Source organism: Brachybacterium sp. sponge, from assembly GCF_001613775.1.
GTDB lineage: Bacteria > Actinomycetota > Actinomycetes > Actinomycetales > Dermabacteraceae > Brachybacterium > Brachybacterium conglomeratum.
This window is the reverse complement of sequence record NZ_LRMP01000002.1, coordinates 97,976-112,181: the sequence shown is the minus strand read 5'-3', so window position 1 is coordinate 112,181 and position 14,206 is coordinate 97,976. Positions and strand designations below refer to the sequence as shown.

13 protein-coding genes are annotated in these 14,206 nt (G+C 65.6%); 2 read left to right on the top strand and 11 right to left on the bottom strand.

Going from position 1 to position 14,206, the window contains the following annotated elements; translation table 11 throughout:
- Positions 1-2: 2 nt before the first annotated feature.
- A complete protein-coding gene (locus A4A78_RS08570; RefSeq protein WP_156488597.1) occupies positions 3-944 on the top strand; it encodes a hypothetical protein in 942 nt (313 codons plus the stop codon).
- Positions 945-955: 11 nt separating this feature from the next.
- Here the strand turns inward: A4A78_RS08570 and A4A78_RS08565 are convergent, their stop codons facing one another.
- From A4A78_RS08565 to A4A78_RS08545, 5 genes are all read right to left on the bottom strand, one after another.
- Positions 956-1,363, bottom strand: coding sequence for a hypothetical protein (locus A4A78_RS08565; RefSeq protein WP_062948328.1), 408 nt, complete (start codon positions 1,361-1,363; stop codon positions 956-958).
- 70 nt (positions 1,364-1,433) lie between these two features.
- Positions 1,434-3,422 (bottom strand): transketolase, encoded by a 1,989-nt coding sequence (locus A4A78_RS08560; RefSeq protein WP_062948326.1) that lies wholly within the window; start codon positions 3,420-3,422, stop codon positions 1,434-1,436.
- Between the two features lie 9 nt (positions 3,423-3,431).
- Positions 3,432-4,220, bottom strand: coding sequence for a carbohydrate ABC transporter permease (locus A4A78_RS08555; protein WP_197466657.1), 789 nt, complete (start codon positions 4,218-4,220; stop codon positions 3,432-3,434).
- 110 nt (positions 4,221-4,330) lie between these two features.
- Positions 4,331-5,113, bottom strand: coding sequence for a carbohydrate ABC transporter permease (locus A4A78_RS08550; RefSeq protein ID WP_156488596.1), 783 nt, complete (start codon positions 5,111-5,113; stop codon positions 4,331-4,333).
- A 211-nt stretch (positions 5,114-5,324) separates the two neighbouring features.
- Positions 5,325-6,614, bottom strand: a complete 1,290-nt coding sequence (locus A4A78_RS08545; protein ID WP_062948321.1) for a sugar ABC transporter substrate-binding protein — start codon at positions 6,612-6,614, stop codon at positions 5,325-5,327.
- A 481-nt stretch (positions 6,615-7,095) separates the two neighbouring features.
- Between A4A78_RS08545 and A4A78_RS08540 the strand changes: the two genes are divergently transcribed.
- Entirely contained in the window at positions 7,096-8,229 is a 1,134-nt protein-coding gene (locus A4A78_RS08540; RefSeq protein WP_062948319.1) for a substrate-binding domain-containing protein, read from the top strand.
- 105 nt (positions 8,230-8,334) lie between these two features.
- Here A4A78_RS08540 and A4A78_RS08535 read toward each other — a convergent pair whose 3' ends face one another.
- The 6 genes from A4A78_RS08535 to A4A78_RS17485 are packed head-to-tail and all read right to left on the bottom strand — an operon-like array spanning position 8,335 to position 14,129.
- On the bottom strand, positions 8,335-9,006 hold the full coding sequence (locus A4A78_RS08535; protein ID WP_062948317.1) for a class II aldolase/adducin family protein: 672 nt from the start codon (positions 9,004-9,006) through the stop codon (positions 8,335-8,337).
- On the bottom strand, positions 9,003-10,265 hold the full coding sequence (otnK, locus tag A4A78_RS08530) for a 3-oxo-tetronate kinase (protein ID WP_082835267.1): 1,263 nt from the start codon (positions 10,263-10,265) through the stop codon (positions 9,003-9,005). The genes A4A78_RS08535 and otnK overlap by 4 nt, the downstream gene beginning before the upstream one ends.
- Before the next feature lie 38 nt (positions 10,266-10,303).
- Positions 10,304-11,299: a TRAP transporter substrate-binding protein gene (locus A4A78_RS08525; RefSeq protein ID WP_082835266.1), complete on the bottom strand. Its 996-nt coding sequence runs from the start codon at positions 11,297-11,299 to the stop codon at positions 10,304-10,306.
- A gap of 25 nt (positions 11,300-11,324) precedes the next feature.
- Complete coding sequence (locus tag A4A78_RS08520; protein ID WP_062948312.1) at positions 11,325-12,584, bottom strand: TRAP transporter large permease; 1,260 nt, start codon at positions 12,582-12,584, stop codon at positions 11,325-11,327.
- Position 12,585: 1 nt separating this feature from the next.
- Positions 12,586-13,128: a TRAP transporter small permease gene (locus tag A4A78_RS08515; RefSeq protein WP_062948310.1), complete on the bottom strand. Its 543-nt coding sequence runs from the start codon at positions 13,126-13,128 to the stop codon at positions 12,586-12,588.
- Positions 13,125-14,129 (bottom strand): zinc-binding dehydrogenase, encoded by a 1,005-nt coding sequence (locus A4A78_RS17485; RefSeq protein ID WP_197466656.1) that lies wholly within the window; start codon positions 14,127-14,129, stop codon positions 13,125-13,127. Before A4A78_RS17485 ends, A4A78_RS08515 begins: the two co-directional genes overlap by 4 nt.
- Positions 14,130-14,206 lie beyond the last annotated feature (77 nt).

The following is a 14,206-nucleotide window of genomic DNA, read 5'->3' as shown; positions in this document are numbered from 1 at the left end:
ACATGGCCGTTCCGAATCGACTTCGTGAACTCGTCAGCTCCGCACAGCAGCCTGAAGACCTGGTTCAACATGCCATGGCATGGAAGCCTGCGTCGTGGGCCCGTCGTTTCGACCGGGCCTCTGAACGCCTTCTGAGCCAGGACTACCGAGCCTTGATCGACGGTCTCGCTCCTTCGGCAGAAGGTGATCAGCCCGAGAGCGGTCCGCGTATCGGCCGGGACGCGGTGCATGCACTCTGCGCACCTGACGTCCTCGGCACCTCCGGTGGGCACATCGATGACACCGCTGTGGTGAGGGCTTTCCTCTCCACCATGATCTGGGGGTATGGCCTCGTCGGGTACGGCCCCTACCGCACGGAGCGCATCCTGACTCGCGACTCCACAGCTCATGACAAAGAAGCGATCGAACAGCTCGTCGAGATCGCAGGGATCGCACATTCCGCAGGCGGTGTGGCGGCGTTCGATTACGTGGCCACGCAGCGCCGCAGCGGCGTCCCCTTCCTGAAGTACCTCGGGCCGGCATTCGGCACCAAGTTCCTCTACTTCCTCACCAAGGCTTCGAGCGTCCCGACGACTCCGGTGCTGGACAGCGTCGTCCATGGCTGGCTTCAGCAGCACGCTCCCGAGGCCGGGAGCTTCTCCCTCTCGTGGTGGGACACCTCGAGCTACGAGAGATACGTCGATCTGCTGCACTCGTGGGTAGACGAGCTCCCTCCCCTCACCGGTCAATCGTTCGACGCCGATGATCTAGAGTTCCTGATGTTCAGTGATCGCCGCAGGCAAGCACCGCTGCTTGCTGAGTCGGAGAACGTCACTGTCGAATCGATGCTCGACGATCTGGGCGCAGAGGCCGACGCCCATGGCGGGGAGAGCGACAGAGTCGGAGCACTGCTGGTCGAGTCGCTTCGCGAGTGGTTCGCTGGTCACCCGCAGAGCGACGCGTGAGCGCCCGAGCTCTACATGAGACCGCGCTCTGCTGAGTCACAGCGCGGAGGCCGCAGGTCGATCCGCGGCCAGTCGACGTCCTCCCCCATCAGCTTGATCAGGTCGTCCTGTCGCGGCTGACCCATCACCGAGCGGTACGCGCCGAGCGTCCGCTGGAGTCGCAGGTACTGGCGTGACTCACGGCTGAGCGGCATGGCGGGCACGTAGCGCTCGATCTTGGCGGGACCGTCGTAGAGCCAGAACGGGCTGAGGCCGTCACTGCCCTCAGGCTCGGCCTTCACGGCGGCGTCGAACATCGCTGCCCAGGGATCGTCGTAGCCCTCGGCGAGCGCCGCACGGCCATGCCAGTGCGAGATGTTGCGACGGATCGCATGCCCCTTGTACCGGTGCACGCGGCCCTCGCGCTGCTCGAGGTCCACGGGCAGCCCCTGGCGGAGATCGGGTGCTGCGAGTCTCCCATGCGTTTCTCGGCCGCGGTTCTCCCGCTACCTACGGCCGAGACGTCACTCGAGCGATCGCCTCCCGGACCCCAGAAGTCGTCACTCCGTGCTCTTCCGCGATCTCGGCGGCAGGCGCCGAGGCCCCGAACGCACTGACGCCGATCACCTCGTCGCTCTCTCTCACGATGCCGAACCAGCTCATGGGATGCGATGCCTCCACGCAGATGCGCGGCAGCGCCGGCGGCGCGAGCTCCTCGCGCACTTCACGAGTCAGCTTCCGGAAGCGCTCCAGGTTCGGCACGGAGACCACGCGCACACGCCGCTCGGTCTGACCGGCAGCCAGGACCGCGGTGGTAACCTCAGTGCCGGTCGCGAGGACGACGACCTCTGGCTCGTCCACGTCGTAGGCCACGTACGCGCCGGAGACGATGTCCTCGGGCATGCGCTCGGACCGGATCTGGTCCACGCCCGAACGGCTGAGCACGATCGCCGCGGGGCGGTCCGGGGTCGCGAGGACCTCGGCCCACACGGCACGGGTCTCGAGGTCGTCGGCCGGACGCCACACCTCGAAGTCAGGGATGGCACGGAGGAACGGCAGCACCTCGACGGGCTGGTGGGTGGGGCCGTCCTCCCCCACCAGGATCGAGTCGTGAGAAAAGACATGGATCGCGCCGAGACGCTGGATCGCGGACATGCGCAGTGCGTTGGCCTCGTAAGTCGCGAACATCAGGAAGGTGGAGCCGAGGCCACGCAGAACGGAGTGGGCGCTGATGCCGTTGGCGATCGCACCCATCGCGTGTTCACGCACTCCGAAACGGATGTTCGCGCCCCGACGGCTCTCGGGGTCGAAGACCGCGCCGTCGGCGATCACGGTGCCGGTGGCACCGGCGAGATCCGCCGACCCGCCGAGCACGCCGGCGTCGAGTCCGGGCACGAGGGCGAGCGCTCGCGAGGAAGAGGCGCGGGTCGCGGCCGGTTCGGTGAGCGCGGGCAGGTCCAGGATCCGTTCCCGGGCGCGAGCTGTCTCCTCGTCGAGCTCGCGGGTATGCCGCTCCCACGCCTCGCCGTGGGCGTCCTCCCACTGCCTGCGCAGGCTGGTTCCGCACTCTCGAACTGCCTGCCAGCGGGCGGCGACGTCGCCGGGCACCTCGAAGGGGGCGACGTCCGTGAGGTCGAGCGCGCGCACGATCTCCTCGTACTCCTCTGCCGTGGGGGCTCCGGAGTGCGAGGCTGAGGTGCCGGCTCGCGGCGAGAGATGGCCGATGACCGTCGGGACGCGCACGAGCGTCGGCCGACCGTCCCCCAGCTCGAAGGCCTCGTCGAGTCCATGGCGCAGGGAGACGCGATCGTTCCCATCGGCGATCTCGACGACCCTCCACCCGAGGGCGGCGAAGGCGTCGACGACGCCCTGTGAGCTCATCACCGAGGACGCTGCGGAGTCGATGACGATGTCGTTGTCGTCGTAGCAGACGATGAGGTTGCCGAGGTTCTGCTCAGCGGCGAGTGCTGCAGCCTCGTAGGCGATCCCTTCCATGAGATCGCCATCAGAGGCAAGCACCACCGTGCGGTGGGAGATCACGTCGGCGCCGAGCTGTGCGCGGAGGGCGGTCTCTGCGATCGCGAGTCCTACAGCGTTCGCGAGCCCCTGGCCGAGAGGACCTGTCGTCACCTCGACACCGGGAGTCTCGCAGCGCTCGGGATGACCCGGTGTGCGCGAGTGCAGGGTGCGGAAGGCACGGAGGTCCTCGACGCCGAGGTCGTAGCCTCCGAGATGGAGGACCGCGTAGAGCATCGCCGAGCCATGCCCGGCCGAGAGCACGAACCGATCGCGGTTCGGCCACTCAGGCGCCGAGCCGTCGTAGCGCAGGTAGCGAGAGAACAGCTCATCGACGAGATCTGCCGCTCCCAGCGGAAAGCCGTAGTGCCCGGACCCGGCGGCGAGAACCTGCTCGGCGGAGAGCTTACGCAGCGTGTGAGCGCATCGTTCGTCGAGAAGTGTGGTTCTCGCTGACTCCGGTCGTGCGGTGGTGGAGGACATGGTGCGTGGTCAACCCTTCGTGGCGCCTGCGGAGAGCCCGGCCACGATGTGGCGCTGGGCGAAGATGGAGAAGAGGAAGATCGGAAGGCTCATCAGCACGGCCGCCGCCATCAGGCCGCCCCAGTCGATCGAGGCGTAGCCGATGAAGTCGAACAGCGCCACCGGCAGGGTCTTGAGACGGGACGAGCCGAGCACCATCGAGAACAGCAGCTGGTTCCAGGAGAAGATAAAGCTCAGAAGAGCGGCGGTCGCGATGCCGCTGCGCACGACGGGAAGGACGATCCGCACGAAGGCCTGTGGACGGGTGAGCCCGTCCATGGAGGCGGCCTCCTCGAGCTCTCGTGGCACCGTGGCGAAGAAGCCCATCATGATCCAGATGGTCATCGGCATGACGATGACCAGGTGGCTGAGGATCAGCGACGCATAGCTGCCTACCAGCCCGATCCGGGTGAAGATGATGTACCACGGGATGAGGTAGATGATGCCCGGGAGCATTCGGATGACAAGCAGCGCGAAGGCCGTCCGGTTCATCGAGTAACGGGCGATGACGTAGGCCGCGGGAAGGCCGAGCACGACAGCGAGCGCGGTCGAGCCGATCGCGACGACCAACGAGTTCATCGCTGCCTCGCCGAGGTTGCTGCTCGCGAGGATCGTCTCGAAGTTCTTCAGCGTCGGGGTGAACACCAGGAGCTTGGAAGCATTGTTGATGTCGACGTTCGTCTTGAAGGCGGACAGCACCATCCACACCAGCGGCAGTGCGCACCAGATGGCGAAGACGATGATGACGGCTGCGCGCACAACCGAGGCCGGTGAGCGTCGCTTGCGGCGAGGATGCACGGTTCCTCCGTCTGTCGAGGTGGCGGCGCGGCGGGTGGACGCAGGCCGTTCGGGAGCACGGGCGGTGAGGGTCATCGGAGGATCGACTCCGCTCGGTTCTGGACGATCGCCAGCGAGGCGGTGATCGCGACGACGATGAGGATGAACCCCACGACGATCGACGCCGACGAGCCGAAATTCGTGTACTCGAAGGCCTGCACGAAGGCGTAGGTGTTCAGCGTCTCCGTGGAGAAGCCGGGCCCGCCCTTCGTGGTGGCGTAGATGATGTCGAAGGTCTTGAGTGAATCGACCAGGCGAAGCATGATCGCCGAGAACATCACCGGGAGCATCAGCGGGAAGGTGATGTGCGTGAAGCGCTGCAGCAGACTCGCGCCGTCCACCTCCGCGGCCTCGAAAGGCTCCTCCGGAAGTGCCGTCAGGCCTGCCAGCAAGATGAGGACCATCATCGGAGTCCACTGCCAGATGTCGATCACCATCAGCCACCCGAGTGCCGCCGACGGATCGGAGAGGAACTGGTGGCCCTCGATGCCGACCACCTCGAACAGGCGGGGCGCCAGTCCGATGCTGGGATCGAGGATCAGCATCCATGCCATGGCCACTGCGACCGGGGTGAGGACCACGGGGATGAGAGTGACGGTGCGGACGATCCCGTCCCCGCGGAACGGCTTCCGGAGCGCCAGGGCCACGACATATCCGAGCACCACCTCGACGACGACGGTGACAGCGGTGAACAGCACTGTGCGTCCCGCCGCGCCGAGGAACCGGCTGCCCGGTTCGAACAGCGCCCGCATGTTCTCCAACCCCGTGAATCGGGGTGGATTGAATGCCGTGCCGCTCCACGTCGTCGTGCTCATGTAGAGCGTGTACACGATCGGGAACGCCACAAGTGCGAGGCTCACGATCAAGGCCGGCAGGAGGAAGGAGATCTTGAATCTCCGCTCCTGCGCGGCAATCCCCTGCCGAGCGGACGGTCGGATGGTACGCGTGGTCGCTGTCGTGGTCACTACTGCTTCCTTCGACGAGTGGAGGCCGAGGTGGTGGTACCGCGGCCGGAACAGGAGCGGGTCAGCTGATCCCGAACTCGGACTTCTCGGCGTCGATCAGTCCCTGGAAGGTCGTGTTCGCCGACTCCGCGGCGGTTGCGACGTCGCCGCCTTCGATCGCGGCAGCGATTGCGTTGCCGATGGCGTCGCGCGCCTCGCCCACCTTCACGATGCGCGGGCGATCGTAAGGAACGCCGTTGGCGTTGCCCTCCTGGACCGCAGCGATCACGTCCTCGGGGAAGGTCTCAGCGGTCTCCGGTGCCTCCCACGCGGAGTCACGGGCACCCATGACTCCCTTGCCCTGCATCGTGGCGGCCATCTCCTTGCTCGAGGCCCACTTCACGAACTCCCAGGCCACGTCCGCCTTGCTCGTGCCCGAGGCGATCCCGAGGGCCTGGGCGGGAACCACGCTGGTGCGGGCAGGGCTCGGGGCATACCCGACCTGGTCCTCCGTTAGGGTGGAGACCTCAGGATCGGTGAACTCCGGCCAGCGGTCATCGCCCTCGATGTACATCGCGACGTGCCCCTGCTGGAACTGCGCCGTGCCTTCGGCCCATGACATGTTGAGGACACCGTCCGGACCCGATTCCCGAAGGATCCGGCCGTAGTACTCCAGCGCCGCGACAGCTTCCGGGCTGCTGACAGCCCCGTCGCCGTAGGGCTCGCCGTCCGCGTTCCAATCGCCGTCGTGGGCGTAGAGGAACTGCGCGAAGGTGGTCACCGCCTGAGCACGCTGTCCGCGCAGCGCGACTCCTCGCACGTCCCCGGACTTGAGCTTCGCGGCGTACTCCTCGAGCTGATCGAGATCGGTCGGCGGCGCGGTGAGGCCGGCGGCCTCGAAGAGGTCCTTCCGGTAGAAGAGCATCTGCCGCGCGGTGCCGACCGGGACCGAAACGATCTGCCCTTCGCGGGAGGTGGACGCTTCGCGCGCGGGGGCACCGAAGTCCTCCCAGTCGTAGCCGTCCTGCTCGACGTACTCCGAAAGATCCAGGAGCCAGCCGTTGTTGACGAACTGAGCCTGGTCCTGGAGCGGACGGAAGAGGAACACATCGGTGTCGAAGTTTCCGGCGCCATACTCCACGCGGAGCTGCTGCGAGACCTGATCCTCATTCAGCGAGGTCAGGTTCACCGTGACGTCGTTGGCCTCTTCGAACTCGGAGAGCTTCTCCTCGATGGTCGAGGTGATCACGTGCGGGGAGACGAGGACGTTGAGCTGACCGTCCGGGCTGCCACCGCCGGTGCCGCCGCAGCCGGCGAGGCCGAGACCGGCCGCGATGGGAAGGGGTGCGAGGAGGAGGGTGCGACGCTGCATGAGAGGCTCCTAGGTTGGTCGGGCGTCGATCGTCAGCGATCGCGCCGCTCCGGGAGGGTGGACTCACGTTCTTGTAAGCCCGCGTGGTGAGCATAGATGTAAGGCTTGTAGTGTCGCAAGTCTCTAAGAGGTAACAACAAGCTCAAGTGCCCATACTGCCCATCGCAGCTCTATCACCTGTGACGTTGCGGGAGATGGGCGAAGTTGCCATCAGGCCTCACAACATTGGAGCAGCTCAGCCTCACCCCGCAGTATCTCTCGTTGTAAATGAGGTATGCTCCACCCACCTTGAGGGACACAGCAGTTCAGTAACGAGGTTCGACGGAACGCATACGCGTGATCGATCTCCTGCACCTCGGAGACCAGTAGGTAGTGGGGCGCACCTGCGCCTTCGGGAGAATGGGCGTCCGAGCTAGCGCCCGACACGGGCCGGCAGAGGGGTCGGGGCCGACGCAGCAGCTGCGAACAGGAAGTGGACGACATGGATCTGCAGGAGTTGCCCAGGATGAGTGCCCTGGTGCACCTGGACCGGGAATCGGCGAGCCCGCTGTACGTGCAGGTGGCTGATGGGATCCGCACCAGCATTGACCAGGGGCAGCTCAGCGAGGGGCAACGCCTCCCCTCGGAGAATGAGGCCAGCGACGAACTCGGGGTCTCGCGACCGACTCTGCGACAGGCGTTCCGAATGCTCGAGAACGAGGGGCTGATCGTGCGGAGCCGCGCGAGCGGTACTCGTGTGCGCCGTCCTCAGGGAGCTGTCGCGGCCCCGGCGCCGCTGCCGGCCGCCACAGAGCGTGCCCGCACCGGGGTGCGATACATCGGGATGGTCGTTCCGGACTGGACCAATCCCTTCTTCATCTCCTTGTGTGCCGGGGTCGAGCGAGCCGCGCGGGTCGCGTCGATGCGAGTCTCCGTCACCGATGTGATGGAGGACCGCCGGGTGGAGAGGCGGACCCTGCGTCAGATGCAACGGGACTGCGACGTCACGGTGGCGGTCGCGCCGAGGCTCGACGATGCCGAGATCACCGAGCTGCTTGACCCGCACCGCACGGTGCTGGTCAATCGGGCCGTCCCCGGATTCCGATCGGTGAACGTGGATGCGACGACTGGCATCAGCCAGGCGGTCGGCCATCTGGTCGCACTGGGGCATGCATGCGTCGGGTACGTCGCCGGACCGGCGAGCTCCCGCGCGAGTGGCGCACTGGCAGAGCACGTGGAGAAGGAGGTCCTCGCCCGAGATGCCGATTTCCTCCTCTTCGGCCCCGTGGAGCCCACGATAGGAGGAGGCGCCTCGATCGCCGACGAGGTCCTCAATTCCGAGGCGACCGCCGTCGTCACGCACAACGACCTCGTCGCGCTCGGGATGATCAGCTATGCGAAGAGCCGAGGGGCATCGATCCCCGGAGACCTCAGCGTCATCGGATTCGACAACATCCCCTTCGACCCGGTCGCCGACCCGCCGCTGACGTCGGTCGCTGTACGTGACCATGAGGTGGGCCGCTTGGTCGTGCACGAGATCTCCGAGATGCTCGAGGGGTCCGGCGGGCACCCGGGCGTTGTCCAGCTCGGGAGCGAGCTCCATATGCGGAAGTCGACGGCACGGCCCGGCGGCTGACTACGAACTCGCTACGAGGTGCTCACCTGCGTGCTCGAAGCCGCATACACAGCCGCGAGGAATCCAGGCCTGCTCGGGAGCGGACCCAAGTAGACCCTTACGGCTTCAGGCTCCTGTCCTTCCTCGTCCACTCCCCCACGGTCGCCCATTCCGCTGCGCGAGCTCCCTGAGTGCGTCCGCGTCGAGCACCTCGGCATTCGGAACTCCCGAGAGACCGACGGCCAGCTTGCACGCCTCTTCCAGCTCGACTGTCGCAGCGACCGCAGCATCCACCGACTCGGCGTAGAGGATGAGTCCATGGTGAGCGAGCAGTGCGGCCCTGAAGTCCAGGTCGGCCTGATCTATCAGCTCCCCGAGCTCAGGATCGCCCGGGTGCCGGTATGGGATGAGCGGAAGGTTCCCGATCGTCATCACGAAGTACGGCGCATGCGGCGGAACTGCACAGTACGGCGCCCACGCGGGCATGCAGGAGCTCTGCACTGCGTAAAAGGAGTGCGTATGCACGACCACTCCTGGCCCGAACCTGCGATACATCGCAGCGTGCATCGGCATCTCTTTCGACGCCCTGGGCCCGCTCTGCTGCGAGAGTGCTCCGTCACCTGCCATCCTCAGCACGCTCAGGTTGTCGGGGTCGAGGCGCCCGAGGTCAGTCCCACTCGGGCTTCCGATGACCTCGCCCTCGGCGGACAGGATTGAGATGTTCCCTGCCGTGCCCCGAGAGAGGCCGAGTTCTACAAGGCGCTCTCCGAGCTCTGCCAGATCGCTCTTCTCGCTCACAGTGCCTCCCAGGCGGTCGTGAAGAGGTCGTCGTTTCCGAAGTTCCCTGATTTGAGGAGGAGGTTGCAGTGCGACGCCGTCTCCGTCTCGCGGGGCCTGATGCGTCCGAGTGCCCAGGAGACTCCGGGGTCCACTTCCTCGCCCAGCTCGAGTCGATCGACGCCGAGCGCTGCGATGACGGAGCCTGACGTCTCACCACCAGCGACCAGGAACTGACGAACCCCTGAAGCGAATGCTCGTCGGGCCAGCTCGGCCATGGTCCGTTCGATGCCTTCAGCCTGCGCGCGGGTCGGTGCCCGACCGCCGAGGGACTCGGCATCGGAGTGGATCAGCACGGGCCTGTCCGGCGAGCGTGCCCATTCCTGGTCGGCCCAAGCGATCAGCTCCGCTGCGAGAGCCCTCGGGTCTTCCGTCGCACGCACGGGGTCGATCGTGCGAGAGGCATAGGCGGCCTCTCCCTCTGAGACCTGCCGTCTGGTGGCAGTCGATGCACTGCCCGCCAGTATGACCTTGCGCCCGTCCATGGCCCGCAACGGTTCCGGCTCGACGCTCGCGGCCGGTGTACCGAGAGCGAGGCCTGATCCTCCCGTGACGAGACGATCATCGGCGGTCGCGGCGCTGATGACCTCAAGATCCGAGGTGTCCACGGCATCGACGACAATATAGAAGTCGCCGCGGGACTGCCGGGAGTCCAAGGCTTGTCGGAGCGCCTCTGCCCCTTCCCTCACGACAGAGAGTGGCACCATCCCGACCTGGCGTGAGGTCTGCGCCTGGAGCAGGCGAACAATGCTGGAGTCTCGCATCGGGTTCAGCGGGTGATTCCGCATTGGTGACTCCGAGAGCAGCTGGTCGTGGACGAACAGATGCCCCTGGTACACCGTTCTTCCGTTCGCCGGCATGGAAGGGACCACGACGGCTCGCTCGGCATCGAGAGCCGTCGCCAGAGCGTCGGCGATCGGACCGATGTTCCCCCCGGGCGTGGAATCGAAGGTCGAGCAGTACTTGTCGTAGACCTGGACCTCAGTCAGAGGGGCGAGGGCCGCCCCGACGCGTTTCGCCGCTTCACTGGCTTCATCTGAATCGATCGATCGGATCTTCAGCGCGAAGACCACTGCGTCCATCGACTTGGCGAATTCGAGATCGTCGGCCGTCGGCTCGCCGAAGATCACCGCGGTCCTCAACCCCCGACGTCGCCAGGATCCCGCGAGGTCCGTCGCACCCGTGACGTCGTCCGCCAGCGCAGCGAATCTGAGACTCATTTCTGGTTCCTCTTGTGTGCTCATGTTCTTCCAGGCTTTCAGCTGCCCTGGATCTCCTCGACCCAGCCCTGCACCGTCGGGTCGGCCGTGTCGTACAGCGGCAAGATCTCCTCGCGCCATCCGGCGGCGTCGATGTCGAAGAACTCGACACCCTTGCCCTCGAGGAACTTGATGTTCTCGGCGGTCTCGTCGATCGAGGTCTGCCTGTACCAGGTCGACACCTCTGCGACCGCTTCGTCGACCACTGCTCGAGTGTCGTCGTTCCAGTTGTCGTACGTGTCGCCCCACGTCTGGAGGTGGAAGTTGCCATAGATGTGGTTCGTGTTGGTGACGTAGGGTGCCACCTCGAAGAACGAGTTGAAGCGCACCACATCGATCGGGTTCTCCTGGCCGTCGATCGCTCCCTGCTCGATGCCCGAGAACACCTCTGTGAGTGCGAGGGGCGTCGGTGCTGCGCCGAGCATGCGCCAGGTGTCGATGTACGTCTGCTGAGTGGGCACTCGCAACTTGAGCCCGGCCGCGTCCTCGAGGGATTCGACGGCATGGACGGAGTTGAGCACGCGGGGACCGCGATACATATCGCCGAGGAGCAGGAACCCAGAGTCCTCGCGGATGGCCTGGATCATCCGCGCCCCCTGGTCACCGTCCCAGACGGAGAGGAAGTGCTCTTCATCGTCGTAGAGGAAGGGCAGTCCCTCGATCGCTGCGAGATCGGTGTAGCGCTCGAGGGAACCGACCGACTCGATGACGAAGTGCATCGCGCCGGTCTCGGTGCTCTCCTGCATGTCCTCCCAGCTCCCGAGCTGGCCCGACGGGAAGATCTCCACGGTGATCTCGCCGTTCGAGCGTGCGGAGACTTCCTCCGCGAAGAGTTCGGAGGCTCGGTTCTGCAGACTGCCGACACCGTAAGCGTGGCCGAGACGCAGGACCGATGGAGATGGGTTGGCCGTCCCGCGGGCACACCCTGACAGGGCGGCCGCGGTGGCGCCGAGTGCGACGGAGGAAAGCAAGGACCTCCGAGAGATTCGAGGCATGAGACGTCCTTTCACGGTCGCCACGTCAGTACAGACCGAGGATCAAGGGGGCGTAGCTGACCACCATCAGCAGGCCGAGAGCTGTGCCGAGCCAGGGGATGACGTCGCGGATGCTCTTCTCCATCGAGATATCCGCGATCTTCGTGGTGATCAGCAGGGAGATACCCACCGGAGGAGTCAGCAGCCCGATGGCCAGGTTGATGACGACGATCAAGCCGAAGTGGACCGGGTCGATGCCGGCGGCCGTCACCACCGGAAGCAGGATCGGAGTGAAGATGATGATGGCCGCATTCCCCTCCATCACCGCTCCGACTGCAAGCAGGAGAATGTTCGTGAGAAGGAGGATCAGGTAAGGGTTCGCCGTGATCTCGAGGATGGTCGAGGCGATCGACTGAGGGATGTTGCCCGCGACGAGCGCCCACGAGTAGATCTGCGCCATCGCGATGATCATCATGATTGCCGCGACGAGCATGAGGGTCTCCCGGAAGACCTCCTTGATCTTCGCCACCGTGAGCTCGCGATATACCAGCCCTGCGAGGATCAGCGCGATGAGCACTGCGACTGCAGCGCCTTCCGTGGCGGTGAAGACGCCGATACGGATTCCCCCCAGGACGACGACCGGGATGGACAGGGACGGGAGTGCCTTGCCGAGCGCGCCGAGTGCCTGGCGGCCGTTCATCCTCGGCTCCGAGGGATAGTTCCGTGCGCGGGCGATCAGCCACCCGGTGATGACGTACACGAGGCCGAAGCCCAGGCCGATGTACAGACCGTGGAAGAAGAGGTCGGAGATCGACACCTCGGCGGTGACGCCGTAGAGGATCAGCGTGATCGACGGCGGGATCACCAGCGCGATAGTGGAGGCCGTCGCGGTCACGGAGGCGGCGTAGCCGGGCGAGTAGCCACGGTTCTTCATCTGCGGGATGAGCACTCGTCCAACCGAACCGGCGTCGGCGACTGCCGAGCCGGAGATGCCGCCGAAGATCATGTTCGTCACGACGTTGACGGCGGAGAGCCCTCCCTTCATGGGACCGACCAGGGCGAATGCGAAGTCCACGAGACGCCGGGTGATTCCACCGGCGTTCATGATCGCGCCGGCCAGGACGAACAGCGGGATGGCGAGGAGCGGGAACGAGCGGAGCCCCGCGAGCATCCTCTGCGAGGCGAGCGCGAGGGGGACGTCGGTGAACAGACCCAGTCCGAGCAGCGAGGCCAGTCCGATAGCAATCGCGATCGGCAGACCGATGACGATGAGGAGGATGAACCCTCCGATCAGCACATAACCCATGTCAGATCAGCCCCTCTTCGGGAGTGCCCACGAGCTCGGCGGAGCTCTTCTTGATGTCACCGCGTGCGAGCTGCACGATTCGCTCGAGGGCGTACAGCCCGGAGGCGAGGCACCCGACGGGGATTGCGAGATACATGATGAGCAGCGGGATCTCGGTTCCTGCCGCCATGGTGAGGCCGGGAAGGACTTGTCTCGCGCCGGAATGGAGTAGGCCGAAGGAGGCGATCCCGACGGCTACCAGGGTGGCGCCGACCACGGCGTTCAGAAGAATCTGTGTCCAGGTCCATCGCGCCCCGGCAAGCCGGTTCACCAAGAACTCCATGGAGATGTGCTCCTGGTGTCGGATCCCCAACGGGATCACGAGCATCACGCACCATACGAAGGCAAGGGTTGCCACTTCCTCGGACCACGACGTCGGGTTGTTGAGCACGTAGCGCAGGAACACCTGGAGAAGGACGACGCCGACCATCACCGTGATCATTGCGGCAGCGACCCAGAAGAGGATCTTCTCGAACCAATCGAGGACAGTTCTGAAGAGTGTCATGGGATGAGCACCAGCTTCAGGACGTCGCCGGGGCCCTCGGCCGCCATCGTCGTGATCAGATCAGCTCCCACTTCGAGGGAGACCGTTCGACTCACGAGAAGGTCTGCGAGATCGGGATGCCGCTCGAGCACACCGAGAGCCGCGATGAAGTCGTCGCGCACGTACATCGCCGTGCCCAAGAACGAGACTTCCTTGACCTGGAGCTCGCCGATCGGGATCTCATGGCCGGACTTGAAGACTGCGACCTGGACGATCGTTCCGCCTGTGGCGACGTTGTCGAAAGCGGTGTCCACGAGAGAGGGGACGCCGGCGGCGATGAAGATCGTGTCGTAGAGGTCGCCGCCGCGCTCGGCGAACTCTTCAGGGGCGAACACCGAGGTGGCCCCCATGGTGCGCAGTGTCGGCGCGAGGAATTCGCGAGGCTCGACGACATCGACGACGGGGACGCCGCGGTCGCTGAGGACACGCACGATGAGCGATCCGATCGTGCCTCCTCCCAGCACGAGCGCTCGCGCAGCATGCGTGAGATCAGCTCTGCCCACCGCGTGGGCCGCCACTGCGATCGGCTCGGCGAGCGCGAGATGCTCATCCCGCACGCCGTCAGGGGCGGGGATCAGCGTGTACGCGGGCACCGCGACGAGGTCGGCGAAGGATCCATCCCATTCGCTGATCCCGAGCATCTGCTTGCTCGGGCAGAGGTGGTAGCGGCCGCTGCGGCAGGTGGCACAGCGTCCGCACACGCGCTGCGGGTCGATGACGACGCGCTCGCCGGGTCGGACGCCCTCGACATCCTCGCCGACGGAGTGGACGACACCTCCTGCTTCGTGCCCGGAGATGAGGGGCGGCTTCCTGAAGATATGGGTTCCCGCGAGTGCAGAGAGGTCAGAACCGCAGACACCTGTCGACGTGACACGGACGACGACGTCCTCGGGCCCGGGGGTCGGTTCGGACAGCGGCACGACCTGTGCCTGCCCGTTGGCTTCGAAACGTATTCCGCGCACGGTTCTCCTCGATGAGCTTCCTTGGTCAGAGTGCGGCATCCTGACGGATCCGGTAGGAGAGTATCCTGTCATACCAG